The sequence below is a fragment of the Chitinilyticum litopenaei DSM 21440 genome (assembly GCF_000428145.1).
In the GTDB taxonomy this organism is placed as follows: Bacteria; Pseudomonadota; Gammaproteobacteria; order Burkholderiales; family Chitinibacteraceae; genus Chitinilyticum; species Chitinilyticum litopenaei.
Map to the genome: position 1 here is coordinate 61,952 of NZ_ATZJ01000012.1, position 23,750 is coordinate 85,701.

Below are 23,750 nucleotides of genomic sequence, written 5' to 3' on the forward strand. Positions count from 1 at the left end.
CAAAAAGCCGACCTTGCGGTCGGCTTTTTTACTGATCCGGCTCGAATTACTGAGCAGCGGAAGCAGCGGAAGCGTCGGAAGCAACAACTTCGGAAGCAACCGGAGCAGCAGCGGCTTCGGAAGCAACCGGAGCGGAAGCTTCAACAACAGCGGAAGCTTCTTCCGGAGCAGCGGTTTTGTCGCCACAAGCAACCAGGCCGAGGGCGATCAGAGCAGCAGCGATCAGAGACTTGTTCATTTTATATCTACCTTTGAGAGATGTGATTACACAGAGTGTTTGATGAGTCATCGACTGAGTCGGTGGCCCTTAAAACTTAACGGCATCACTGGACGACCGATGGGGCGAATACTACACGCTTGCCCGGGTAATGAGACGGTAAGCTGTGTAACGTCGTGTACGTGGAAACCCTGCTGCGGTTACACCCCGGCGGACGGCTAGATTTCCAGTCTTTGCCAGGCCAGATCGGGACTGGCCTGTTGCCAGAGTTGCTCGAAAATGCCTTGCAAGTGGCTGATTGTGCGGGAGTTTGTTCCTGTCTCGCCTTTGGGCCAGTCAAAATGGTGGCGCTGCAGGTAGTGTTGCTGGTCCGCAACAATAAAGCCGCTTTCCCAGCTGGGGCGACCCTCGTCGTGCAGGCGGCGCATTTCGATTGCGTGGCCAAATCTTTCATGTAGCCGTAAGAATCGCGGGCAGCGGCTACCCAGATAGTGCGCATCAAAACACAGCAGCCGGATACGGGGCTGACCGGGGCGCACCAGGAAATCGGCCAGCAGCGTTTCCGCGGCCAGGCTGCCGAGCGGGCTTTCCGCGAAGCTCCGCTCGCACAGCAAGAGTTGCCGTTCGGCCCGGCCCAGTGTGGCAAGGAAGGCAGACTGATACTGGGTATAGTCTGCAAACCTTTGCAGCAATTGGTCCTCGTCAGGAGACGGGGTGGAGGTATCCAAGCAGGTATTGCTCATGCAAAAGCTCCAGCAGGCTGTCGGCGTAGGTGGCGGGCGGCAGGCGGCGGCGATGCGCCAGTTCCTGCATCAGCGGGCGGCACTCGGGCGTCACGTCCAGCTCTTCCCCGTTCAGGTAGAAAAAGTCGCGCTCGAACAGCAACTGGCTCTTGCTGTCGAGCTCGACGCCGCGCTGAGCGACGTGTGCGGCAAAGCCGGCGAAATCGAGTTCGCGCGCCGGAGCAGTGAAAAAGACGTGCGGCTTGGGTTCGCTGAAGTAGCGGCCGACAAAGCGGCGCACCGTGTCGTCATCCCACTGCACCTTCTTCAGCATTTCGGTGATGCTGGCCACAAAGGCATCATCGATGCGGCCCGGTTCGCTGGTGGCACGCCGTTCCGGGTCGCTGTACATGCCTTCCAGGCACAGCTCGTCTTGCAGGAACTCCAGAAACTTGCCGGCGATTTCCTGCGTCTTGGGTGCGCGAAAGCCGATGGACCACGTCATGCCGGCGGTCAGCGCAATGCCGTGGTGCGCGTATTTGGGCGGCAGGTAGAGCATGTCGCCGTGTTCCAGCACCCATTCCTGTTCGGCATGAAAGTCGCGCAAGACGCGAATCGGTGCATCCTCGATGAAATTGCCCGCGTCGTCGCTGGAAATCTGCCACTGTTTCTGGCCGCCGACCTGCAACAGGAAGACATCGTAGCTGTCGTAGTGCGGACCGACCGAGCCACCGGGCGGCGCCCAGGACACCATCAGGTCGTCCAGGCGCGTGTAGGGCAGAAAGCTGAACTGCTGCAAGAGGCTGTCCAGCCCCGGATCGAGGTGGTTCATATTGCTGACCAGCAAGGTCCAGTCGCTTTCCGGCAGGCGGTTGAAGCGCGCCTTGTTGAAGGGGCCGTGCTCCAGCTTCCAGCGGCCGTTGCGGCATTCGATCAGCCGGCTTTCGACATCGTCGCGCTGCGCCAGGCGCGAGAGGCCGGCCAGATCCACCATGCCGGGAAAGTTCGTGACCGCCTGCCTGATCAGCAGCGGTTTCTTTTGCCAGTATTCAGCGAGGAACTCGTCAGGGGTGAGGCCCCCCAGCAGTTGCAAACCCATGATGTGCTCTATAACGGAACCATAACGACAAGCATTATGCCCCGACTGGAGAAGCCATGCTGCAAGCCGGCGAACTAGCCCCCGATTTCGAGCTGCCCGACGCGCGCATGGAAATGCTGCGGCTCTCGTCGCTGCTGGGGCGCTCGCACATCGTGCTGTATTTCTTCAACAAGGATCACACGCCGGGCGGCATTGCCGAGGCGGTGGAATTCAACGAGCACTTGCCGGCGTTTCGGCAGTGCGATACCGAAGTGCTGGGCGTCAGTCTCGACGACTGCCTGGCCCACGAGGCGTTCTGCGACGAGCAGGGGCTGGAGTTTGACCTGCTGGCCGATACCGAGGGCGAGGTCAGCCGCCTCTACCATGTGCTCACGCAGTGGGAGGCGCAAGGCATGATAAGATACGGTATCGAACGCTCGACCTTTGTCATCGACAAGGGTGGCGTCATCCGGCACGCCCTGTATCATGTGCAGGCCAAAGGGCATGCCGCAGCCGTATTCGAACTTGTCAAACAGCTAGGATAATCCATGCAGATCGCCAAAAATTCCGTCGTTACGCTCCACTATCAGATGTACGACGCCGAGAACAATCTTCTCGACCAGACCGAGGAGCCGATTGCTTATCTGCATGGCGGCTACGACAACATTCTGCCGCTGGTGGAAGAAGCCCTGCACGGCAAGACCGCCGGCGACAGCGTGGAAGTCACCATGCAGCCGGATGACGCCTTCGGCGAATTTGACCCGGATCTGATTCGCGAGGAAGACAAGGATGTCTTTCCGCAGGATGTGGCGCTGGGCATGATGTTCGAGGCCGATGATCCGGTCAGCGGTGACCTGCTGGTGTTCCGCGTCACCGAAATCGACGGCAACAAGGTGGTGGTTGACGCCAACCACCCGTTTGCCGGCATGACCATCCGCTTTGTCGCCAAGGTGACCGAAGTGCGCGCCGCCAACGACGAGGAAATCGCGCACGGCCACGTGCACGGTGCCCACGGCCATCATCACTGAGCGTCGGCGCATCGTTACAAACCCGCCGCTTGCGGCGGGTTTTGCATTTCTGCCGCGCGGCCTGACCTGTCCGCGCGCTGTCCCGCTTTTGTTGACTAAACACCAACCTCCAGGATTTCACCATGCTCCGCATTGCCGAACTCAAGCTGCCGCTTGAACACGCCCCCGAAGAACTGACCGCCGCCATTCTGCAGCGGCTGGGCATCAAGCCGGCCGACCTGCTCGCCTTTACCGTGTTCAAGCGCAGTTACGATGCCCGGCGCGGCGTCATGGCGCTGACCTACATCATCGACGCCGAGCTGGCCAATGAGGCCAGGCTGCTGGCCAAGTTCAAATCCGATCCGCACATCAGCAGCACGCCGGACATGAGCTACCACTTTGTCGGCCAGGCTCCGGCCGGGCTGGGTCAGCGCCCGCTGGTGGTCGGCTTTGGCCCCTGCGGCATCTTCGCCGCGCTGGTGCTGGCGCAGATGGGCTTCAAGCCCATCGTGCTGGAGCGCGGCCGCGAGGTGCGCAAGCGCACACAGGATACCTGGGGGCTGTGGCGCAAGCACATCCTGAATCCGGAATCGAACGTGCAATATGGCGAAGGCGGCGCGGGCACCTTCTCGGACGGCAAGCTCTACAGCCAGATCAAGGATCCGCGCCATCTGGGCCGCAAGGTGCTGCACGAATTCGTCAAGGCCGGCGCTCCCGAGGAAATCCTGTGGGTGGCCAAACCGCATATCGGTACCTTCAAGCTCGTCGGCATGGTGGAAAAAATGCGCGCCGAAATCATTGCGCTCGGTGGTGAAATCCGCTTCGAGTCGCGCGTTGACGATCTGCTCATCGACGAGTGCGATGGTCAGAAGCAGTTGCGCGGCGTGCGGCTGGCCGATGGCAGCGAAATCCTGAGCGAGCATGTGGTGCTGGCGCTGGGGCACAGTGCGCGCGACACCTTTGCGATGTTGCACGCGCGCGGGGTCTTCATGGAACCCAAGCCCTTCTCGGTGGGATTCCGCATCGAGCACCCGCAGTCGCTGATCGACGCTGCGCGCTGGGGCAAGTATGCCGGCAACCCCATTCTGGGGGCGGCCGATTACAAGCTCGTGCACCATGCCAGCAATGGCCGGGCTGTCTACAGTTTCTGCATGTGTCCGGGCGGCACCGTGGTGGCGGCAACGAGCGAAGAGGGACGGGTGGTCACCAATGGTATGAGCCAGTATTCGCGCAACGAGCGCAACGCCAATTCGGGGCTGGTGGTCAGCATCGACCCGAGCGACTACCCCGGTGGTGCGCTGGCTGGCATTGAATTCCAGCGCGCGCTGGAAAGTCATGCCTATGTGCTGGGTGGCAGCAATTACAATGCGCCCGCCCAGCTGGTGGGAGATTTTCTCGCCGGCCGGCCGTCGACGGCGGTGGGTTCGGTCGAGCCCTCCTACCAGCCCGGCGTGACCTGGACGGACCTGAGCAGCGCCTTGCCGGATTTTGCGATTGCCGCCATGCGCGAGGCGATTCCGGAAATGGCCAAGAAAATCCGCGGTTATGACATGCACGACGCGGTGCTGACCGGCGTGGAAACCCGCACTTCGTCACCACTGCGCATCACGCGTGGTGACGACTGCCAGAGCCTGAACGTGCGCGGCCTGTATCCGGGTGGCGAGGGAGCTGGTTATGCTGGCGGCATTCTCTCGGCCGGTGTGGATGGCATCAAGCTCGCCGAGGCTGTGGCCAGGGAAATTCTCAAGGGGTGATGGCCGGTGCTGCGGGCTTGTCCTGCGGGCGGGTGCGATCATTGACAACCGTCGCAGGACGGCAGCGGGAGGGGCTGGGTGGCACTGGCCAGGCCCCAAGCCGGCTTGGGGCGGCATTGCTGTGCCTTGCTGCCTGATCCGGGTCTCAGCGGGGCTGCCCGATTCTACTATGGCTATTTGGGTATATGCCTGAGGCCCTTTTCAAGAAAAGGTTATGGGCATATACCCCTTGTAGATGACCGGATTTGGGCTGCTGCCTCAGCCAAGTACATTCGTCATTCCCTTGGGATGCCGGTACGGCGCGTTGCTGAGCTGGCTACCCAATCAGGTGCATTGACGGAGTGACTCGGCCAGATGGCTCCGCCCCTGTCCTGGCACGCTTAGTCGTGGCCTATTGATCCGGTTGCTGCAATTGATTGGCTTAATGAAATGAGAATCCCTATCATTCACTTCAGAATGTCATCGGGAGACCGCCATGCTCAAGACCATCACCTTCGCCATTACCCATTTCACCGTTGCCTTCGCCGTAGCCTATCTGCTGACCGGCAGCTTCGGCATTGCCAGCCTGCTCGCGCTGGTTGAGCCGCTGGTCAATACGGTGGCCTATCACATCCACGAGAAAGTCTGGGATGCCAAACGACGCAAGCAGCAAGCCCGCGCGGCGGGCTGGCATTTTGGTCATCCGGCGCATTGAACCCGGATAAGCGGTCTGCGGCATTACCGGATCTGCAAGGATTTCGGCCGGGAGCTGGGGCAGCTGCCGCCGGTCAGCCGCAGTGCCGCTGGGCGGCCTGCCGGCGGAGCCCGGCGCTAGGCTGAGAGCAGCCTGAGGCACTGGGCAAGCCGTTTACTGATCAGTCACAGACCCAGCCGGGAGTGCACCATGGACCTGCTGCAGCGCGATTTGCCGACCCTTTTTGCCCAGCTTGGCTTGCCCAACCGCCCGGGCGACATCCAGGCTTTCATCGCCAGTCATCCACTGGCCGCCGATATTCCCCTGGCCGAGGCGCCCTTCTGGACACCGGCGCAGGCCGGCTTTCTGCGCGAGGCGCTCGCCAGCGACGGCGAATGGGCCGAGCTGGTGGACGAGCTGGCCATGCTGCTGAGTGATGCGGCCTGAGGGCGCTATCCCTAGGTATGGGGCTGTAGCCTTTGCCGAGGGCAGGCTGTGGGCATATGCGGTTGCGGGTATATTGCCCGTTGGGCTGAGGTCAGCCCAGCAGCCCTTCCTGGGCCAGCAGACGGATCAGGCTGATGGTCGCCACATCCGTGTCCTGCCAGGCCTGGCGCACATAGGCCAGCAGATGCTGCTCGCTGTCGGGAACCTCATGCGGGGTGTCGTAGCTGAAGCGCACAAACAGTGCACCGGCTTCCGGTTCTTCGATCTGCATCAGCAACAGGCCGCCGCCATGATCCGCGCCGGCTTGCGTCTGGTAGCGCACCAGTTTTTCGTGCTCGAATTCGATCAGGTCGATCACCAGCAGGCTGCCAAAGCGCATTTCGCGCCTGAGCCAGCCTTCGCCTTCGGCAACGATCTGCGCGTCATCGAGTTGCTCCATGAAACGCTGCGGCTCGCGGGCGCGCAGCACCAGGCCTTGCCAGAGCTGGTTGCGGGTGAGGCGCTGGATGTGCGGGTTGGCCAGGTCGTTGACCTGCACCAGATGTTGGTGGCGCATGCTGGGTCCGGTGCTGAATGAGCGAGTGGCGATTATACCGGACGGCGCAGTGCGCTGAAGGCGGAAGGCTCCCATTCGCGCAGGGCCAGCAACAGGCCGGTGCCATGGCGTTCCTCCAGCGGCTGCTGCAGGCTGGCGCGATGCTGTTCGGCAAACTCCTGGCGCACCTTCTCGAGCAGGCGGGTGACGCGCTGCCGTGCGGCATCGCTGAGCATGCCTTGCGTGAACACGTACTGGCCGGGCGGGAAGGGCGCGGCAAGGTAATCGTGTTCGGCGCGCTCGCGAAAGAAGGTCTGGATCGGGCCATTGGGCAGCCAGCGGAAATCACGCGCGACCTTCAGGCGCACGCGGTTGCCCGGCAGGAGATCGATGAGGCCGATGCGGTCCAGCCGGGTCAGCGCCAGGATGACCTCCGGTTCGCTGAGCTGGTAGCGCGCGAGAATGTCGGTCATCGTCCAGTGATTGAGCACACAGACGGCCACCAGCAGCAGTTTGAGGTCGGCGACGACTTCGCGCTCCTGCTGTTCGCTCAGCTGTGGCAGCTTTTCGCTGAGCTGGGCCGTTTCCTGAGCCAGCTCGGCAATGGTCATGCCGGCCAGCGCCGTGACCTCGGCCAGGCGCTCCAGTGTCACGCGGGGGCTGGCAAACATGCGCTTGACGCTGGCCTCGGAGACATTCAGCTTCAGCGCCAGGTCTTTTTGCGTGATGCCTTGCGCCTTGAGGCGGCGGCGCAAAAACTGCAGCATTTGTTCGGTTTCCTGCATGGTGGTGCAAATCCTGCGACAGAACAGCGCAAATTCTGCCATGAATGGCGGCAAAGTTGGATTTCATCGCCGGCACAGGCAAGCTGAGTAGTCGCTGTTAATCCGGAGAAGATGCCGTGAGTCGTGTTGCCCGCTTGCAAACCGCGCTGTGGCTGGGCTGCCTGCTGATGCTGGCGCTGGCCCTGCATGGGCCGATCAGCCAGCCAGCCGGCTATCATGATTTTGCCGACCGGCGCGTCTGGCTCGGCATTCCCAATGCCGCCGACGTGCTGTCCAACTTCGGTTTCGTACTGGTGGGGCTGGCGGGAATGCTTGCCGTGCTGCGCCGCACGGCGCCGGTCGGCGGGCGTTCCGGCTGGCTGCTGGCCTTTGCCGGCATGCTGCTTACCGGTTTCGGTTCGGCCTGGTATCACTGGTGGCCCGATGACCACACCCTGGTCTGGGACAGGCTGCCGATCGCGCTGGCCTGCGCCGGCTTGCTGGCCGCCGTGGGCAGCGAGCTGCATGGGCGTGTCGCCTCCTTCTGGCCGGCCTTGTGGCTGAGTCTCTGGGCGGGGGCCGGGGTGAGCTGGTGGATCTGGAGTGGTGATCTGCGCCCCTATCTGCTGCTGCAGGCGCTACCCCTGCTGCTGTTGCCGCTGTGGTACTGCCAGATGCGCCGCAGCCGGGCGGAGTGTGTGCTGGTCACCGCGGCCTCGCTGGTGTATGTGTGCGCCAAGGTGGCCGAATTGCAGGATCTGCACTGGTTTACCCTGCTGGATGGCGTCTTGTCCGGGCACACGCTCAAACACCTGCTCGCGACGCTGGCCTGCCTCATGCTGCTGCAGGCCTACCGGATCGGCTATGCGCCGCGCGGACAGGCTTGCCTGTTTGCTCCCGCTGCTGTATAGTTCGGCCCTCTTGTTGCTCCGGTTCGCGATGGTGGCCGGTCAGCAAACCGCGCACCCGTAGCTCAGTTGGATAGAGTATTTGGCTACGAACCAAAGGGTCGGGCGTTCGAATCGCTCCGGGTGCGCCACCCGAATTGAAAAAGCCGCTTCCAGACGAAGCGGCTTTTTGCATTGGACCAGGCCGGAATCCGTCAGCCTGGTCTGGCGGCCAGCTCGACCCGGTTGCGGCCATTGCGCTTGGCCGCATAGAGCGCGGCATCGGCGCGTTCGATGCATTGCTGCACCTTTTCATCGCCCAGCTCGGCCACGCCAAAACTGCAGGTCAGGCTGAGTTGCTCCGGCCACTGGTGGCAGGCAATCGCCAGGCGCAGTTTGTCCGCCAGATGGGCTGCCTGCGCCAGGCGGGTGCCGGGCAGCAGCAGCAGGAATTCTTCGCCGCCCCAGCGAATCACCGAGTCCGAGTCGCGGACATGGCCGCGCAGGAGCTGAACCAGCTCGCTGAGCACCGCATCACCCACGGCGTGGCCATGGCGGTCGTTCACCGGCTTGAAGTGATCGAGATCCAGATAGATCATGCTCAGCGCCTGTTCCTGCTCGCTGGCCAGCTGGCTCTGGCGGAAAAGCACATCCACCGCACCGGTGCGGTTCAGGGCGCCAGTCAGGGCATCGGTGCGAGCCAGATTGCGGTACACCTCGCTTTCGGCGGAGAGGCTGGCGGTCAGCTCCTGCATCTGCTGCGCCACGCGCCAGGAGCGCCAGAGGCGCAACAGCAGGAAGAGCAGCGCAGCGCCCACCCACAGGCCGATCAAGAGGGCGTAGAAGGTGCTGCGCGCCAGCCAGTAGCCCTCCAGCTCGATGCTGTGCAGCACCATGCGGATCTTGCTCTCGGTCACCGTGGCGCCGGTGGCAATCTCGATGCGGGTCACATTGTCAAACTGTGGCTGGCTCAGTTCCAGCGGAATGCGGTTGTCGTTCAGCCACCAGGTCGCAACCTGGAAGTAGCGCAGTGACACGCCAAGGCCCTGCGGATACTGGCGCGGGTTGTACTCGATCTGGTTGACCTTGTAGGCGCGGTCCGGTGCGCCGGGTGTGTAGGCCGGATTGAAGTTGCGCAGGTAGACGCGCACGGTCTTGTCCGCCGGGGCCTCGTAATCAAGTTTGATGCTGATCCGCTCGAATCCCTCCAGATTGATGCCTTCGCCGTCGCGCCGCAGATCGATGGCGATTTCGCAATAGGGCCACTGGTAGCTCTTGCTGACTTCGCATTCCAGGATGTGCGCATCCTTGCTGGTGCGCAGCGTACTCGTGGTTTTGCCGCCTTCGCCGCGATCATCAATGCTTTTTGCCGGAAAGCCGGCGGCCGGATCGATGCGCAAGGTCTTGATCAGCAGCGTGTCATAGGCGAACAGCCCGCCCAGGGTGATGGCAATCAGCAGGACAAGGACGGGCACGGCTTGACTGGCGGGGGCCGTCTGGGCGTGCCGCTGTACGGCGGGAATGGGCATGGTCAGACCGGAAGAGTCGCGGGATTTTCAGCGCTGGCTGGCCGGATTGGCATCGCTATCCAGGGATTTCGCCAGGTGGCGCGGCGTGTCGATATCGTTGCCGCGCAGCAGGCCGCAATAGTAAGCCAGCAATTGCAAGGCTACGGTATAGATCACCGGACTGAGTTCCTGCAAGCCTGCTGGCAGGCGAATGACGTGAAAACGTTCCACCGGGGCCAGCGCCGCGTCGGTGAAGGCGTAGATTTCACCGTTGCGCGCACGCACTTCCTGCAGATTGGCGAGTGCTTTCTCGGCGTGGGCGTTCCATGGCAGGCAGGCGATCACCGGCAGTGAGCCATCAACCAGCGTGATCGGGCCATGCTTGAGTTCCCCCGCCGGATAGCCCTCTGCGTGCAGATAGGCGACCTCCTTGAGTTTGAATGCCCCTTCCATTGCCACCGGATAATGCATGTTGCGGCCGATCACGAACAGGTTCGGGTGCCGGCACAGCTGCGCCGCCCAGTCCTTGATCGCGGGCGCCTGCTGCAGCGTTTCACTGACCAGGCGCGGCAGCCGCCGCATTTCCTGGTGGGCCTGCTGCAGATGCTGGGCGCTGATTTTGCCATTGGCGACCCCGATGGCCAGGGCCAGCTGGTAGAGCGCCAGCAGCTGTGCGGTAAAGGTTTTCGTGGAGAAAATGGCCAGCTCTTCACCAGCATTCACGGCCATGTGATGGCGGGCCAGGCGCGCCAGCGTACTGCCCGGCATATTGGTGATCGCCAGCGAGGAGGTATTGCCCAGGCTGTGGGCATGGCGCAGCGAGGCGAGTGTGTCGGCGGTTTCGCCCGATTGCGAGATGGCGATCACCAGGGTGTGCGGCACCGGCAGGGTGTCGCGATAGCGGTATTCGCTGGTCAGCTCCAGCTGCACGGTCAGCCCGGCCAGCGTTTCCAGCCAGTAGGATGCAATCTGGGCGCTGTGATAGCTCGAACCGCAGGCCAGCAGCAGAATGTGGCTGATGCCCGGCAATTCGGTCTGCAGGGCATCGGGCACCATGCGGAAGGTGCGGCTGGCCTGATTGGCCAGGCGGGCCAGCACCGCGGGTTGCGCATAGATTTCATCGAGCATGTGATGCGGGAAGCGCCCCAGCTGCCTGGGCGCGGTCAGCGTCAGCGGATGGCTGCCGCCGTCGGCGTGGAGGATGACGGGGGCAGCATGCCCGTATTGCAGCACTTCACCACTTTGCAGGGCGTGGATCTGTTCGGCGCGCAGTTTGAGTAGCTGCATGTCGCTGCTGCAAAGCTGGCGGCGGTTGCGGTCCAGGCCGAAAAACAGCGGGGCGCCCAGGCTCAGGGCGTAAAACTCGCCAGCGATATCCTGCCTGTGCACAAGCAGCGCCAGATAGCCGCGGAGCTGCTGGCGCAGCTGCAAGATCGCCTGGGCCAGCGTGGCGCCGCCGGTCAGCGCCTGGTCGATGAGGCTGGCCAGAATGCCGGCGCTGTCGCTGTCCGGCCCCAGCCCGCTCAGTCGTGCCAGCTCGTCCTGATTTTCCAGTACCCCGCAGAGGGCCACGACCGTACCCTGCGGGCTGCGGGCCAGCATGCTGCCGGGCTGTGCATTCTGGCTGGCCAGCAGCCACAGTGACGGTTGGCGGCCGATGGTCGTTTCCGTCATGGGCACGACCAGTTGCTGGCAGGTCACGGCACCATCCTGCTCGAATGCCAGGTCCAGCGTCTGGGACTGACGAGGGTGTTGTGGCAGGTAATCGCCCAGCGCGGGCAGGATGTCGTGCGGGGCAGAGAGGGCGAGCAGCTCGGGCATGGTTGCGGATATCCGTAACGGAAGCCGGCGCGACGGGCACGCCAATGGGCGTCCGGGGGCTTCCACGTTCCTTATCCTAGACGGCGATCCTGCCGGAAGAAAGCTGCTTGCCAGGGCGGTTGTCAGCGCATTCGCGCTTGTTTGTCATTAATGACCGTGAGCGTGGCGCATTGACCTGGCCGGCATGACCCGGTTACACGATCTGGCAGGGGTATGGCTTTCCAGCCCTTTGAGGTTATGGGCGTGGTTTGCATACGGTAAGGTCTATGCCAAGCTGCTCATCCAGTGCCGCTGCCAGCAGGCCATCGGGAGCGAATTTGCGGGCAAAGAGGGCGGCGCTTCGCCGCAGTTGCGGCAGGTCGTCCAGGCCCAGGGTGCGTGGCGACCAGGCGCCGGGCGTCCAGTCGATCAGGCGCAGCGGGTCGCCGCTGAGTTGCTCGCGCAGCGGGCTGTGCCAGAGCAGGGTCTGGAACATCATCTCGTCCGGCACCAGTGTGTGGCGGAAGAAGGCCGGCACCGCCGGGTAGTGCACGCACTGCGCCAGCACCGTGTCCACGGCCGCGCTCGACAGCATCCACCACTGGCTGCCGGCGCGGATTTCCTGCAAGGGGTGTGGTAGCCGCCGTTGCCAGCCACAGGCCTGGGCTGCGCGCTGCAGGCGTTGCCAGCACTTGCCCGCCAGGCTGCCGTGCAGGCCCTCCGGGTGCCAGCGCTGCCAGCGGTAGCCGACATCGAACTCCGCAGCGGAATGCAGATCGATCCAGCCCGCCACGCCCGGGGTGGCCAGGCGTTCGCAGAGCGCGGCATGGCTGACCAGCGGATAGTCCTGCCCGGACAGCAGGATGGCCCAGTCAAAGCCGTCGGCGCGCGCGGCGTGCAGCAAATCCAGCGTCGCGGCCACCAGCGAGTACCCCCCCCAGCGGCAGGGGCGCCGTGCGATGAAGCGCACCCGGTCCGGGCTGGCGACGCGGTCCGCGGCGGCGACGATCTCGGCGTGCACCGCAGACGGCGTGTTGGCGTCGATATGCAGATAGCAGCGTACCTGTGGCGCCTGCAGGCGGGCGAGCAGGCGGGCCAGCTGCTGCGGATGGGCGTGAGCCAGAATCAGGTAGGCGATGCGCATGTGGCTGCTTGGGTATATGGTGCTAAGCTAAGTTGGTAAAGGGCTGCGGGCTTATACCTGCCGGTAGCGATCAGGCAGGCTGGCTGGTGGTGGCCGGCTGGCAGACGTCCACCCATTCGCCGCCGGTGATCTCGGCGAGCAGGGTCGGGCTGAGGCGCACCGCGCTGTGAATGGCGCCGGCGGCGGGCAGCACCTCGTGAAAATCCTGCAGGCTGTCATCCAGATACACCGGCAGCGGCGTGGCCAGTCCGAAGGGACAGACTCCACCCACCGGATGCCCGGTCAGTGCCTCGACCTGTTGTGCGTCCAGCATGCGGCCACGACCGAAACGGCTCTTGAACTTGCCGTTGTCGATGCGGGCGTCGCCGCGTGCCACCAGCAGGATGACCCGCTCGTCGGCCAGGCGAAAGGCCAGCGTCTTGGCAATCCGCCCCGGTTCGACACCGTGGGCCTGGGCGGCCAGCGCCACCGTGGCGGTGCTGGTTTCCAGCTCGATGATGGTCAGGTCCAGCTGGCGGGCAGCGAAGTCGGCACGTACGGAGGCAAGGCTCATGATGGCGGGGGTCTCGAGAGAAAAACGCAGGCCAGGTCGCGGCAGCAAGCTGGCGCGGCCATTTTAAACCGAAGCGGCGATGGCGCGCAGGCCCTGGCTGTCCACGAACTAGGCTCTGTTGAGCTTGTGCTTGCGCTGCCCGTTTGTGCGGTTTTTGGCCTGAAACAAGGCGCAAAGCCCGTTGCGCGTGCACTGCCATGGCAAATGGCCGGCTTTGGGGTGACCCCGCTTTGCAGGGCGGCAAACGGATTTTCTCTTTGCCCAGAAGCAGTTCCGTGCATTGCGCCGGTGCGGGCCGGCAAGCAATTGCAGAAATTTCACCATTGCGTGTTGACGAGCGGTAGGGATGTCTTTATTATCCGGTCTCCCTGAACGGAGACGTGGATGAGTGGCTGAAATCACTCCCCTGCTAAGGGAGCATAGGGGCCAAAACCTCTATCGAGGGTTCGAATCCCTCCGTCTCCGCCAGGACTTAAAAGTGCAGCGCGCCCGTAGCTCAGTTGGATAGAGTATTTGGCTACGAACCAAAGGGTCGGGCGTTCGAATCGCTCCGGGCGCGCCACACTATCCTGTCACTGCAGCATGATTTGTGCTGCGGTTGCCTCAGTCCCCATCGTCTAGAGGCCTAGGACACCGCCCTTTCACGGCGATAACCGGGGTTCGAATCCCCGTGGGGACGCCAGTTGCCACAGCAAAACGCCAGCCTTGTGCTGGCGTTTTTGCATTCAGCCGGCCGCTTCGTCCGGCGCGGTGTCCCAGAGCAGCTGCCCGTGGCAGCGCTCGTTCAGCTCGGCCGCCAGCGCTGCCGCGCGGGTCTGGATGCAGCGTACGGCAAACTGCACCAGCTCGGCATGTCCGACCGCGAGCAGCTCGACGTCCTGGGCGCTCAGCAGGCGGCGCACCAGCCCTTCCTGCGCGTAGGGCACGCGAAAACACAGCTCGCAGCAAATCTGCACCGGTTTTTTTTCGGCGACGAGCAGGGCCTGCGCCACGGCATCGGTGTAGGCGCGCACCAGCCCGCCCGCTCCCAGGCGAATGCCGCCGTAATAACGCACCACACTTGCCAGCACGCCGTCCAGGTCCTGATGGCGCAGCACATCCAGCATCGGACGTCCGGCCGTGCCCGAGGGTTCACCGTCATCCACTGCGGCTGACTGGCCGCCGGCGAGCAGTGCCCAGCAGACATGCGCCGCTTCCGGGTGTTCGGCCTTCAGTTGGGCAATCCGCTGTTGCGCCGCACGGCGATCGCTGACGGGTTCGACGCAGCCCAGAAAGCGGCTTTTCTTGATGTCGAGCGTGCTGAAGGCGGCGCGGGTCAGGGTATGGGGCATGGCAAGGCAGGCAAAGCAGCCATTGTACGCGCTTCGCCTGTCAGGACGCAGGCTTGCCGGCTTCCTGTCGGGTATTGGCCTGGTGGCAATTCCTGCCATTGCCTGTGGCCTGATACATGCCAATGTATAAGCCTGATCCGCGCTGGCGACCCTCGGGTCGCCAGCTATAATGGGGGCACGCATGTACAGGGGAAAGGCAATGTCGATGCCGCTACTGAATCTGGATACCTTGAAACACTACCTCAGCGCGCGCGAGATTCAGTTGCGGGTGGTGCAGGGCGAACAGGGCGAGCCGTTTCTGCAGATGGGCTGGCAGTTTCCGGTGGGCGAGGCGGGCGTCTTCATCTGCCTGTCCACGGGCGATACCGGCGACTTGCGGCTCGAGATCGCCTGTGTGAGTCGTGGCAGCTACCTTGAACGCTGGCACGAGGTGCTCGATTACCTCAACGAGCGCAACCGTTCCCACCCCTTTTCGCGCAGCCTGGACGAGGATGGCAATTTCTGGCTGGAATACGTGGGCTTCTACCCGGCCGGCACGCTATTTCCCGAGGCCACGTTCAATACCCTGTTCGGTGGTGTGCTGATTCATTTCGAAGAAGAATACGCCGCGCTGGAAGGGCGCAGTGGCGCCAGCCAGGGCGGGCATCTGCTGCAGTAGTCCAGCACTTCCCCGTCCCGCCCCGGGCCTGCTTCTGGGTGTGCATTGCTGGTGTTCTTCCTGGCTTGCGCCAGTGTTGCGCTGCCGCATTGATCGGCCGCGCTGCTCAGATCGAAAAATCCCCCTCCTCGTCCTGCCGGTTTGTCGCGGGCAGCAGCGCCTGGACTGCCGCGTGTGTGGAGACGAAATCCAGCCCGGCCAGGGCAGCCAGCAGCGGATGTGCGCCCAGCTCCAGTGCCACCGGCCGCTTCAGTTCGGCAATTGCCAGGCGGATGCCTTGCGCTGCCAGCTCGCGCTGCCAGGCCAGCAGGGCGTCGGCGGCGCTGCGGTCGATGTGGTTCACTGCCGCCAGGCACAGCAGCACGGTGCGAGTCTGCGCCTGTGCGCGCACGGCCTGCGCCAATGCGGCAATCACCACTTCGCTGTTGGCGAAGAAGAGGCTTTCGTCGATGCGGGCGATCAGCAGCTCTGGCCGGGTTTCCACCTGGAAGTGCCGCACATTGCGGTAATGCTCGGTGCCCGGCAGACGGCCAAGAATGGCCAGATGGGGCTGGCTGGCGCGCAGCAGGAAGAGCAGCAGCGACAGTGCCACGCCGGCCAGGAGGCCGCTGATGGCGCCGATCAGCAGCACCGCCAGCAGGGTGGTCAGGTAGGGCAGGGCCTCGTGCCAGCCGGCGCGCCCGCCCTGCAGCAGGCGCCAGGCGTACAGCGGCGCAATCAGCCGCGCCGCAGCCAGCACGATGGTGGCCGCCAGCCAGGCCAGCGGCAGCGTGGCCAGTGCCTGCGCCAGCCAGCCCACGACGAGAATCAGCCAGAGCGCGGTCAGGGTTCCGGCCATGGGAGTGCGTGCGCCGGCTGCCGCATTCACCGCCGAGCGCGAAAATCCGCCGCTGACCGGCACGCCGGCCACGGCCGCGCTGGCGAGATTGCAGGCGCCCAGCGCCAGCAGTTCCTGCCGGCTGTCCGGCATGTGCGGGCCGGCCAGCTGGCGCGCCACGCTGATGCTTTGCAGAAAGCCGGCCAGCGCGATGCCCAGCGCCGGCCACAGCAGCGCCCCCCAGTGCACCGAGTTGTCGGGGAAGGGGGGGATTAGCGGCATTCCACCGGCCAGTGGCCCGAGCTGGGCCAGCGTCGGCTGCGTCCGCCAGGCCAGCCAGGCGGTGGCTCCCAGCAGCAGCAGCGGCGGGGCCAGACGACTGGCGAGCCGGGACTGGCGCGCCCCCAGGCCGGCGCGGATCAGGGTGTTTTCCAGTGGCTGACCGGCCAGCCACAGCAGCAGCAGGCCGGCCAGGCCGAACAGCAGACTGCCGGTTTGCGCGGCCGGCAGGGCCTGCCAGAGTGCTTCCAGTAACGCCGGGAGGGTGTTGCCGCTGGCGCTGATGCCCAGCAGCGGTGCGAGCTGTCCCACGATGATCAGCAGGGCAATGCCATCGGCAAAGCCCTGCAGCACCGGCGCGGAAATCATCCGCAGCAGACGATCCAGCCGCAGCAGGCCCAGCAGCACCAGCCAGCCACCGGTCAGCAGCGTCAGCGCCATGGCATGCTGCGCATAGGTACTGCTGCCGCTGGCGGCCAGCGGGCCGAGTGCCGCAGCGGTCATGGCCGACGTGACGGCCATCGGCCCGACCGACTGCACCATGCTGCTGCCCAGCAGCGTGTAGACCAGCAGCGGCACGATGCTGGCGTACAGCCCGGCCACTGGCGGCAGTCCAGCCAGCAGTGCATAGGCAATGCCCTGGGGTATCAGCAGCAAGGCCACGACCATACTTGCCAGCAGGTCGCTACGCAGCTGGGTATGTCCGTAGCCGGGCAGCCAGTGCAGGATGGGCAGCCAGCGCGGCGCCATGGGCTTCAGCCTTTCGCGCGCTGCAGCAGGCCGAACAGCGCGAAGCCGGCGAACATGGCGGCCACGAACACGGCAATGCGCAGCTCGCCCATCGCCAGCCCGACGAGGGCCGGCGCCGGACAGATGCCGGCCAGGCCCCAGCCGGTGCCAAACGCCAGGCTGCCGAAGATCAGCGGGCGATCCAGGCGGTTGTTCTGCGGCAGCTGCATGGCTTCATGGGTCAGCAGCGTGCTGTTGCGGCGCCTGGCCAGTGCGAAAAACACGCTGGCCACGCCGATGGCGCCGCCCATCACGAAGGCCAGGCTCGGGTCCCACAGGCCGGTGATGTCCAGAAAGCCCTGCACCTTGGCCGGGTTGGCCATGCCCGAGAGAATCAGCCCGAGGCCGAAGATCAGGCCGGCGGCGAGTGCAATGAGATTCAGCATGGTCTTTTCCTCAGGCGATTGCATGGCGGATGACGTAAACGGTGACAAACCCCGCGCCCATGAAACTGAGCACGGCCACCAGCGAGCGCAGCGACAGTCGCGACAGCCCGCACACGCCATGCCCGCTGGTGCAGCCATTGGCGTAGCGCGTGCCGATGCCGACCAGCAGGCCGGCAGCCAGCATCACCGGCCAGTCGGCCACCAGCGTCAGCGCCGGCAGCGTCGCAAACGCCGCCCACAGCGCGGGGGCGAGCACGAGGCCGAGCACGAAGCTCAGCCGCCAGTTGCGCTCGCCGGCATTGCGCCAGCGCGCATCGAACAGGCCGCCGAGAATGCCGCTGATGCCGGCGATGCGCCCGGCGAGCAGCACCAGCAGGCCTGCCGCCAGGCCGATCAGCGCGCCGCCGGCCAGCGCCGACCACGGGGTGAAGTGGGCAAGATCAATCTGCATGGACGCTATCCTTCTCGGTGATGGTGGCGGGCATGGCCGGGCAGTACAGGCCATAGAGCAGTTCCAGCACCTGGCGCGCTTCGGCGCTGGCGATGCTGTAGTAGATGCGCTTGCCGTCGCGGCGGGTGTTCACCAGCCCCTCGTTGCGCAGCACGCCCAGCTGTTGCGACAGCGTGGGCTGGCGGATCCCGAGCAGCGCCTCGAAATCCGACACGCATTTCTCGCCATCGACCATCTGGCACAGGAGCAGCAGGCGGTCTTCGTTGCCCAGCACCTTCAACAGCGCGCAGGCCTGGCTGGCAGCGGTGCGCATCAGGGCCATCTGTTCCGGGCTCATGGTGGCCTCCGTTTTGATTAAGTTGAAAACATTATATTTATGTGTAGAATGAATGTAAAGCCAGCCGGCAAGTTCCGGCAGCAAAAACGGAGACTCAGCCATGACCGCCCAGGTAGCCCCCTTCTTTGATGCTGTTACCGCCACCGTATCCTATGTGGTTTACGACCGCCCCGGCGGCACGGCCGCCATCATCGATCCGGTGCTCGACTTCGACCCGAAATCCGGCCGCACCGCCACGCACAATGCGCAGCGCCTCGTCGATTTCGTGCGCGAACAGGGCTTGACGGTCGAATGGATACTGGAAACGCACGCGCATGCCGACCACCTGTCGGCGGCGGCCTGGCTCAAGGCGCAGCTGGGCGGCAAGGTGGCGATCGGCGCGCGCATCAACGCGGTGCAGAAGGTCTTCAAGCCGGTGTTCAATCTGGAAGAGGGCTTCGCCACCGACGGCAGCCAGTTCGATTACCTGTTTGCCGAGGATGAGCGCTTTGCCATTGGCGAGCTGGGTGGCCAGGCGCTGTTCGTTCCCGGCCATACGCCGGCCGACATGGCCTACCTGATCGGCGATGCGCTGTTCGTCGGCGACACGATCTTCATGCCCGACGTCGGAACCGCGCGCTGCGACTTTCCCGGCGGCGATGCCGCCACGCTGTACCGCTCGGTGCAGCAACTCTACGCCTTGCCTGGCGCCACGCGCGTGTTCGTCTGCCACGACTACCTGCCGCCGGAGCGCAGCGAGCCGCAGTGGGAATCGACGATTGCTGAGCAAAAGCGCGCCAATATCCATATTCACGATGGCGTCAGCGAGGCCGATTTCGTCGCCATGCGCTGCGCGCGCGACGCGACGCTGGCGATGCCGGTGCTCATCCTGCCCAGCATCCAGGTCAATGTGCGCGCCGGCGAACTGCCGCCGCCGGCGGCCAACGGCAAGCGTTACCTGCAAATCCCGATTGATGTGCTTTAATCGGGGTATGTGAATAAAGCCCTTTTTGAAAATGGGCTGCAGACTAATACATAAAAGAGTATCAAGGAAATGCCATGCAACTGAACTGCCCGCACTGCCACACCGGCAACCGTCTGGACGCCAGTCGTCTTGCCGACGCCCCGAATTGCGGCGCCTGCAAGCAGCCGCTGTTGTCCGGCGCACCGCTGGAGGCGAACGCCGCCAACCTGATCGAGCTGCTGCAGCACGCACCGCAGCCCATCGTGCTGGATTTCTGGGCGCCGTGGTGCGGGCCCTGCCGCATGTTCGCGCCAACCTACGCCGCCACCGCCGCCGACTGGGCGGGCAGGGCGCTGTTTGTGAAAGTGAACACCGAAGCCGAACCCATGCTCGCGCAGCAGTTCCAGATCCGCAGCATTCCGACGCTGATGGTCTGGAAGGGCGGCGAAATCGTCGCGCAAATGGCCGGCGCGCTGCCGGCAGGCCAGTTCAATGCCTGGCTGCAGCAGAGTCTGGGCTGAACGGGCTGTCTGGCCGGGCAGGCTGTCCGCTGGGCTTTGTGATGATGTCATCGATCCAAGGAGCAAGACCATGATGAACTGCAAACGCAATGTGGGCGGCGCAGACCGCATTCTGCGCGTGGCGGCTGGCGCCACGCTGATCGGCCTGAGCCTCGCCGGCATCATCGGCCCCTGGGGCTGGATCGGCATCGTGCCGCTGGCCACCGGCTTGTTCCGCTTCTGCCCGCTGTACCCGCTGCTGAAGATCAATACCTGCGGCAAGGATGGCGGCGAGAGCGCCAGCGACAAAGCGGCCGAATAAGGCCACCCGGGCTGGACGGCCGGCGGTGCTGCGCCTTGCCGCAACTGGTATAGTCGCGCCCGTATGAATACCGCCACCGCATCCGGCGCCTTGGGCGCCTCATCCTTCCATCAGCTCGGCGACCTGCGCCAGACCCTGCGCGAACTGGGCGCGCGCGAGGTGCACGAGCTGCGCATGCTGCGCGCCTGGCTGTCCGGCAGTGCGCTCGACCAGGGCCCGAAGCGCCAGCAGGCCGAACACGCGCTGCCGAAAGCCCTGCGCGAGGCGATGCCGCAGTTGGGCGCCGCGCTGGCGAAACTTGCCAGCGTGAAGAGCGAACACCCCAGCGAAGACGGCTCGGCGCGCCTGCTGGTGGCGCTGGCCGACGGCCAGACGGTGGAAAGCGTGCTGCTGCCGCGCGATGGCGTGTGCGTGTCCTCGCAACTGGGCTGCGCGGTCGGCTGCGTGTTCTGCATGACCGGCAAGGAAGGCCTGCTGCGCCAGCTCGGCAGCGCCGAAATCGTCGCCCAGGTGGTGCTGGCCCGGCAGAAACGCCCGGTGAAAAAGGTCGTGTTCATGGGCATGGGCGAGCCCGCGCACAATATGGTTAACGTGCTGGAAGCCATCGAGCTGCTCGGCACCCTGGGCGGCATCGCTCACAAGAATCTGGTGTTCTCGACGGTGGGCGACACGCGCGTGTTTGACGCGCTGCCGGGCGGCATCGTCAAGCCCGCACTGGCGCTGTCGCTGCACACCACCCGCGCCGATCTGCGCGCCGAGCTCTTGCCGCGCGCGCCGCGCCTCACGCCCGACGAGCTGGTCGAGCTGGGTGAAGACTACGCGCGCAAGACCGGCTACCCCATCCAGTACCAGTGGACGCTGCTCGAAGGCATCAACGATACGGCGGAAGAGCTCGACGGCATCGTGCGACTCCTGAAGGGCAAGTACGCGATCATGAACATGATTCCCTACAACACGGTCGACGCCTTGCCCTACCGGCGCCCGAGCTGGGACAAGGCCGCGGCAATCGCCCGCGAGCTGCACCAGCGCGGCGTGCTCACCAAACTGCGCAATTCCGCCGGCCAGGATGTCGACGGCGGCTGCGGCCAGCTGCGCGCGCGGGTGAGCAAGATCGAGTTTCGCGCGGCGAAAGGTAGGGAGTGAAAGTCCCATAGGGATTTGCGCCCCCTGCTTGGCTATCGCTCCACCGGGCATTCCCAACCATCGTATTTCCCCGCGTGCCGGGTTGCAGCCAAGGAGATCGGGTAAGTGACTTTGTCAATATTGGAGAAGGAAGGAATGTCATTACGCCAGATCTGCACGCCAATGGCGGGCTCCTGAGATTCATGGCTGGTGAAGCTGCGTAGCTGAAAGCCAAGCTGCTGAACTTCGGCAAGAAAGGCATCTGCAGCTTCGCGTGTTGGAAAATAACTCCAGTGATCGATTTCGCGGTGCGCCTCCAGCTTATCACCCATCCGTTCCAGAGTGGCGCACACCCTGCGATTTTCAATTTTCTCCCGATCCATAGGGCTTGGCAGCAAAAAATCTAGATAGACAGACCACGTGGCATCCTCACGATAGCCGGTTTCGTACCGATAGCCAGCATGCCCCGCCAAAGCTTGTGCGACTTGTTCCGACCAGTTTTCCGGTGTTGCAACATAAAAAATAAAATCCCGGCAACCATCTGACGTGTTGCGTCCGACGTATATGCTTGAGAAATTGGCCAGCGCCTGAGTGAGGGCATCCTCAAGGTTGCAGAGAATCTCAAATTCCTCTTGACTGGAAAGCCCGTCACCCCTTGGTGAAATCATGTACAGCCGCACGTAGGCCATAAAAGGAAAACCGGTAACCGGGGCCTCGTGCTCCAGACTCAGGTCGACGAAAATGGAGGCGGTTAGGTCGTCAACCTGCAAAGAATAGAAATCCCAATCATCAGCCATTGCTGTTTTCCTGTGTGAGCTGAAAAATCAGCTGCTTGCATGTTGATAATTATTGGAAGAATCAATATGCATATTCCTACATACAAGCCTACCAGCGTGAATATCCCCACTGCAGCTCGTTGTTAGTGGTTTTGCGTCCAAAACGACGCGGATAGCCTGGCGGCGGGCAGCGCACATTGTTCATGATGGGTTTGGCGATGGGCCGAAAGACGTCCAGCACCCAGGCGGGCAGGGGATTCACGTCGGGCAGGGAGTAGTAAACGAATTCGCCGATCGAGGTCAGCAGCCAGTCTTCGACGGACTGGTCATTGCGCAGTGGTGTTGCATTCAGGTTCGAGTCTGCCATCTGCAGCAATTCGGCCATGTCCCGCACCGACCAGCCATGGAATGTCATGGGCACAGGCGTATCCACCAGCATGTCCTGAAGCCATTCGATGGCGGTGCAGGCTGGCTCAGGCTCTGGGCTGTCACTGAGCTGTTCAAGCAGGAAACGCGCGACTGCACAGCCCGGCTCACTGATGACCAGACCCGGATGCTCGCCGCTGCCGCCACCGAGCACCAGGGTATCGGGCGAGCAGGCAAAATCGTTGATGTCGCCCTGTTCAATGCAAACCAGCGGGTGGTAAATCGGCAGATAGCCAAGATGGCCGAGATATTCGTGGTCAAAGGTGTCGATATAGCTCATTGGTATGCTTTTAACGGATTGCCCATCTATGCCCGCCTGGGAGATCGCTGCCGCGAAGTTAAGGCGAAGTAGGCCGGAAAAGCGCAGCGTCTTCCGGCCCTTGCACGGAGTCGGATGGCGCTGGCGCTTATCCGACCTGCGAATACACAGCGCTTATTTTCGCTGCAGTGGCTTGGCAGGCACTCCTCACAAAGCGGCATATCTTCGTGCAGTGTACTGCATTGCCAATGGCAGAATTATCCATGCCATTCTGATTGGAAGTAAGGTCAGTGAATTGGCTTTAGTTTGGTTAATTCAAGCCAAGCCGATTGCCTTCACTATCCAGGAACAAGGCAAAGTAACCATTCCCGTCTGCATGTGGTGTTTTTGCAAGCAGCACACTACCTCCATTTTCCTCGATTTTTGAGAGTGCAGCTTGCAGGTCGTTTCCCGCATTCAAATACAATGTAACGCCTGAACTGGATGGTATGTATCCTTCGCCCTGGATGATAATGCCAACGGTATCTTGTCCTTCGTACGGGAATAACCCCATTTTCATATCTGGTGTTTCCATTTTCTCAATCGGAATTTCAAACACTTTGCTGTAAAAGCTTATTGCCCGGTCCAGATTTGTTGCCGGGATTTCAAATATATTGGCTATGCTGCTCATGGGTTCTCCACTGGTTTGTCTTGGTTGTGGCCGGAAATGTCTTGATGATTGTTGCCATGCATGGGTATGGCGCTTTCAGCCAGCGTGCATCGATTGGCCGTGGATGAAAATTACACCATGGCGGTGGTGAGGGATTGTAAAAAAACGACAAGGGTGGTTATTTGTATAGCAGTGAGGCAAGGATCATGCTTTTTTCATCAAAGAAGTCACTGGGCCTTATGCCAGTAAACTCCTTGAAGTCTTTGATGAAGTGCGATTGGTCATAATAATTGCTTGTGTATGCAATGTTTGTAAGCGTTTCTTTTTGATTTATTAAGAGCTTCAGGGCTGTTTGTAGTCGAACAAGCTTGCTTAATTGCTTCGGGCTGACGCCAACAGTGTCTAGAAACTGCCTTTCTAGCTTTCGTTTCAGGCTTTGGTCTGCATTGACAATCGTGTTGATGGCGATGTTGCCGCTGTTCTGGAATAGTGTTTCAACTGTGGTTTTTACAATATTGGGCACCTCGAAAAACCTCATTTTTCAAAAGCCGCCCCTTTAAGAATCAATGAGTTACCGAGCAATTTTTCATGAAAACAGGGGTTTTTCGAGGTACCC

Annotated in this window: 29 protein-coding genes and 4 tRNA genes; 15 read left to right on the forward strand and 18 right to left on the reverse strand. The window is 62.9% G+C overall.

The genetic code is table 11. The annotated features are described in order from the left end of the window. Positions 1 to 46: 46 nt before the first annotated feature. The 3 genes from C515_RS24000 to C515_RS0106605 form a co-directional block, all read right to left on the reverse strand. The gene (locus tag C515_RS24000; protein WP_081686799.1) at positions 47 to 238 is read right to left on the reverse strand and encodes a hypothetical protein; all 192 of its coding nucleotides are present in this window, start codon (positions 236 to 238) and stop codon (positions 47 to 49) included. A 197-nt stretch (positions 239 to 435) separates the two neighbouring features. Then, positions 436 to 960 (reverse strand): DUF7931 domain-containing protein, encoded by a 525-nt coding sequence (locus tag C515_RS0106600; protein WP_144290375.1) that lies wholly within the window; start codon positions 958 to 960, stop codon positions 436 to 438. Then, positions 920 to 2,038: a cupin domain-containing protein gene (locus tag C515_RS0106605; RefSeq protein ID WP_028454893.1), complete on the reverse strand. Its 1,119-nt coding sequence runs from the start codon at positions 2,036 to 2,038 to the stop codon at positions 920 to 922. The genes C515_RS0106600 and C515_RS0106605 overlap by 41 nt, the downstream gene beginning before the upstream one ends. A gap of 56 nt (positions 2,039 to 2,094) precedes the next feature. On the opposite strand from C515_RS0106605, the gene C515_RS0106610 reads away from it, so the two are divergent. The 5 genes from C515_RS0106610 (at position 2,095) to C515_RS0106630 (ending at position 5,898) form a co-directional block, all read left to right on the forward strand. Further along, positions 2,095 to 2,562, forward strand: coding sequence for a peroxiredoxin (locus C515_RS0106610; RefSeq protein ID WP_028454894.1), 468 nt, complete (start codon positions 2,095 to 2,097; stop codon positions 2,560 to 2,562). A gap of 3 nt (positions 2,563 to 2,565) precedes the next feature. Then, positions 2,566 to 3,045 carry an FKBP-type peptidyl-prolyl cis-trans isomerase gene (locus tag C515_RS0106615; protein WP_028454895.1) on the forward strand — a complete coding sequence of 160 codons (480 nt, stop codon included), beginning with the start codon at positions 2,566 to 2,568 and terminating at the stop codon, positions 3,043 to 3,045. A 122-nt stretch (positions 3,046 to 3,167) separates the two neighbouring features. Next, on the forward strand, positions 3,168 to 4,778 hold the full coding sequence (locus C515_RS0106620; RefSeq protein WP_028454896.1) for an NAD(P)/FAD-dependent oxidoreductase: 1,611 nt from the start codon (positions 3,168 to 3,170) through the stop codon (positions 4,776 to 4,778). 475 nt (positions 4,779 to 5,253) lie between these two features. Continuing rightward, entirely contained in the window at positions 5,254 to 5,472 is a 219-nt protein-coding gene (locus C515_RS0106625) for a DUF2061 domain-containing protein (RefSeq protein WP_028454897.1), read from the forward strand. Between the two features lie 189 nt (positions 5,473 to 5,661). Then, complete coding sequence (locus C515_RS0106630; RefSeq protein WP_028454898.1) at positions 5,662 to 5,898, forward strand: DUF2789 domain-containing protein; 237 nt, start codon at positions 5,662 to 5,664, stop codon at positions 5,896 to 5,898. Positions 5,899 to 5,989: 91 nt separating this feature from the next. On the opposite strand, the gene C515_RS0106635 is transcribed toward C515_RS0106630, so the two are convergent. Both C515_RS0106635 and C515_RS0106640 read right to left on the reverse strand, forming a co-directional pair. Further along, positions 5,990 to 6,454 (reverse strand): AtaL-like protein, encoded by a 465-nt coding sequence (locus C515_RS0106635; protein WP_028454899.1) that lies wholly within the window; start codon positions 6,452 to 6,454, stop codon positions 5,990 to 5,992. A 32-nt stretch (positions 6,455 to 6,486) separates the two neighbouring features. Continuing rightward, positions 6,487 to 7,218, reverse strand: coding sequence for a helix-turn-helix domain-containing protein (locus tag C515_RS0106640; RefSeq protein ID WP_028454900.1), 732 nt, complete (start codon positions 7,216 to 7,218; stop codon positions 6,487 to 6,489). 116 nt (positions 7,219 to 7,334) lie between these two features. Between C515_RS0106640 and C515_RS19895 the strand changes: the two genes are divergently transcribed. Both C515_RS19895 and C515_RS0106650 read left to right on the forward strand, forming a co-directional pair. Continuing rightward, a complete protein-coding gene (locus C515_RS19895) occupies positions 7,335 to 8,108 on the forward strand; it encodes a hypothetical protein (RefSeq protein ID WP_144290377.1) in 774 nt (257 codons plus the stop codon). Positions 8,109 to 8,159: 51 nt separating this feature from the next. Beyond that, positions 8,160 to 8,236, forward strand: a tRNA-Arg gene (locus C515_RS0106650). Between the two features lie 63 nt (positions 8,237 to 8,299). Here the strand turns inward: C515_RS0106650 and C515_RS19900 are convergent. The 4 genes from C515_RS19900 to C515_RS0106670 all read right to left on the reverse strand — a co-directional run bounded on the left by C515_RS19900 (position 8,300) and on the right by C515_RS0106670 (position 13,089). Next, complete coding sequence (locus C515_RS19900) at positions 8,300 to 9,613, reverse strand: GGDEF domain-containing protein (RefSeq protein WP_051304703.1); 1,314 nt, start codon at positions 9,611 to 9,613, stop codon at positions 8,300 to 8,302. 27 nt (positions 9,614 to 9,640) lie between these two features. Next, positions 9,641 to 11,413, reverse strand: coding sequence for a glutamine--fructose-6-phosphate transaminase (isomerizing) (gene glmS / locus C515_RS19905; protein WP_051304704.1), 1,773 nt, complete (start codon positions 11,411 to 11,413; stop codon positions 9,641 to 9,643). A 235-nt stretch (positions 11,414 to 11,648) separates the two neighbouring features. After that, the gene (locus C515_RS22370) at positions 11,649 to 12,536 is read right to left on the reverse strand and encodes a beta-1,6-N-acetylglucosaminyltransferase (RefSeq protein WP_051304705.1); all 888 of its coding nucleotides are present in this window, start codon (positions 12,534 to 12,536) and stop codon (positions 11,649 to 11,651) included. Between the two features lie 70 nt (positions 12,537 to 12,606). Then, positions 12,607 to 13,089, reverse strand: coding sequence for a YbaK/EbsC family protein (locus C515_RS0106670; RefSeq protein WP_028454901.1), 483 nt, complete (start codon positions 13,087 to 13,089; stop codon positions 12,607 to 12,609). Between the two features lie 374 nt (positions 13,090 to 13,463). Between C515_RS0106670 and C515_RS0106675 the strand changes: the two genes are divergently transcribed. From C515_RS0106675 to C515_RS0106685, 3 genes are all read left to right on the forward strand, one after another. Beyond that, positions 13,464 to 13,557: transfer RNA gene (locus tag C515_RS0106675), tRNA-Ser, on the forward strand. Positions 13,558 to 13,574: 17 nt separating this feature from the next. Further along, a tRNA-Arg gene (locus C515_RS0106680) sits at positions 13,575 to 13,651 on the forward strand. Positions 13,652 to 13,695: 44 nt separating this feature from the next. Then, positions 13,696 to 13,771, forward strand: a tRNA-Glu gene (locus C515_RS0106685). A gap of 43 nt (positions 13,772 to 13,814) precedes the next feature. Here C515_RS0106685 and C515_RS0106690 read toward each other — a convergent pair. Then, positions 13,815 to 14,420, reverse strand: coding sequence for an IMPACT family protein (locus C515_RS0106690; RefSeq protein ID WP_028454902.1), 606 nt, complete (start codon positions 14,418 to 14,420; stop codon positions 13,815 to 13,817). Positions 14,421 to 14,619: 199 nt separating this feature from the next. On the opposite strand from C515_RS0106690, the gene C515_RS19915 reads away from it, so the two are divergent. Continuing rightward, the gene (locus C515_RS19915) at positions 14,620 to 15,078 is read left to right on the forward strand and encodes a type III secretion system chaperone family protein (RefSeq protein ID WP_043648444.1); all 459 of its coding nucleotides are present in this window, start codon (positions 14,620 to 14,622) and stop codon (positions 15,076 to 15,078) included. 106 nt (positions 15,079 to 15,184) lie between these two features. Here the strand turns inward: C515_RS19915 and C515_RS0106700 are convergent, their stop codons facing one another. Genes C515_RS0106700 through C515_RS19920 form a run of 4 tightly spaced genes read right to left on the reverse strand, consistent with a single transcriptional unit; the run spans position 15,185 to position 18,137 of the window. Then, a complete protein-coding gene (locus C515_RS0106700; protein WP_028454903.1) occupies positions 15,185 to 16,924 on the reverse strand; it encodes a SulP family inorganic anion transporter in 1,740 nt (579 codons plus the stop codon). A 5-nt stretch (positions 16,925 to 16,929) separates the two neighbouring features. Beyond that, complete coding sequence (locus tag C515_RS0106705) at positions 16,930 to 17,349, reverse strand: DUF6691 family protein (RefSeq protein ID WP_028454904.1); 420 nt, start codon at positions 17,347 to 17,349, stop codon at positions 16,930 to 16,932. Between the two features lie 10 nt (positions 17,350 to 17,359). Further along, positions 17,360 to 17,800, reverse strand: a complete 441-nt coding sequence (locus tag C515_RS0106710) for a YeeE/YedE family protein (protein ID WP_028454905.1) — start codon at positions 17,798 to 17,800, stop codon at positions 17,360 to 17,362. Then, positions 17,790 to 18,137 carry an ArsR/SmtB family transcription factor gene (locus C515_RS19920; protein ID WP_051304706.1) on the reverse strand — a complete coding sequence of 116 codons (348 nt, stop codon included), beginning with the start codon at positions 18,135 to 18,137 and terminating at the stop codon, positions 17,790 to 17,792. The genes C515_RS0106710 and C515_RS19920 overlap by 11 nt, the downstream gene beginning before the upstream one ends. 100 nt (positions 18,138 to 18,237) lie before the next feature. Here C515_RS19920 and C515_RS0106720 point away from each other — a divergent pair, with 100 nt between their 5' ends. The 4 genes from C515_RS0106720 (at position 18,238) to C515_RS19925 (ending at position 21,045) form a co-directional block, all read left to right on the forward strand. Beyond that, a complete protein-coding gene (locus C515_RS0106720; RefSeq protein ID WP_028454906.1) occupies positions 18,238 to 19,101 on the forward strand; it encodes an MBL fold metallo-hydrolase in 864 nt (287 codons plus the stop codon). Positions 19,102 to 19,175: 74 nt separating this feature from the next. Then, positions 19,176 to 19,601, forward strand: coding sequence for a thioredoxin TrxC (gene trxC / locus C515_RS0106725; RefSeq protein ID WP_028454907.1), 426 nt, complete (start codon positions 19,176 to 19,178; stop codon positions 19,599 to 19,601). A gap of 70 nt (positions 19,602 to 19,671) precedes the next feature. Then, complete coding sequence (locus tag C515_RS0106730) at positions 19,672 to 19,902, forward strand: YgaP family membrane protein (protein ID WP_245574998.1); 231 nt, start codon at positions 19,672 to 19,674, stop codon at positions 19,900 to 19,902. A gap of 63 nt (positions 19,903 to 19,965) precedes the next feature. Continuing rightward, complete coding sequence (locus C515_RS19925) at positions 19,966 to 21,045, forward strand: RNA methyltransferase (RefSeq protein WP_051304707.1); 1,080 nt, start codon at positions 19,966 to 19,968, stop codon at positions 21,043 to 21,045. Between the two features lie 32 nt (positions 21,046 to 21,077). On the opposite strand, the gene C515_RS0106740 is transcribed toward C515_RS19925, so the two are convergent. From C515_RS0106740 to C515_RS19935, 4 genes are all read right to left on the reverse strand, one after another. Beyond that, entirely contained in the window at positions 21,078 to 21,821 is a 744-nt protein-coding gene (locus C515_RS0106740; protein ID WP_028454909.1) for a DUF695 domain-containing protein, read from the reverse strand. An 88-nt stretch (positions 21,822 to 21,909) separates the two neighbouring features. Continuing rightward, on the reverse strand, positions 21,910 to 22,506 hold the full coding sequence (locus tag C515_RS19930) for a hypothetical protein (RefSeq protein ID WP_051304708.1): 597 nt from the start codon (positions 22,504 to 22,506) through the stop codon (positions 21,910 to 21,912). Positions 22,507 to 22,795: 289 nt separating this feature from the next. Next, positions 22,796 to 23,155, reverse strand: a complete 360-nt coding sequence (locus C515_RS23000) for a VOC family protein (protein ID WP_028454910.1) — start codon at positions 23,153 to 23,155, stop codon at positions 22,796 to 22,798. A 157-nt stretch (positions 23,156 to 23,312) separates the two neighbouring features. Beyond that, a complete protein-coding gene (locus C515_RS19935; protein ID WP_211234000.1) occupies positions 23,313 to 23,657 on the reverse strand; it encodes a helix-turn-helix domain-containing protein in 345 nt (114 codons plus the stop codon). Between the last annotated feature and the right edge of the window lie 93 nt (positions 23,658 to 23,750).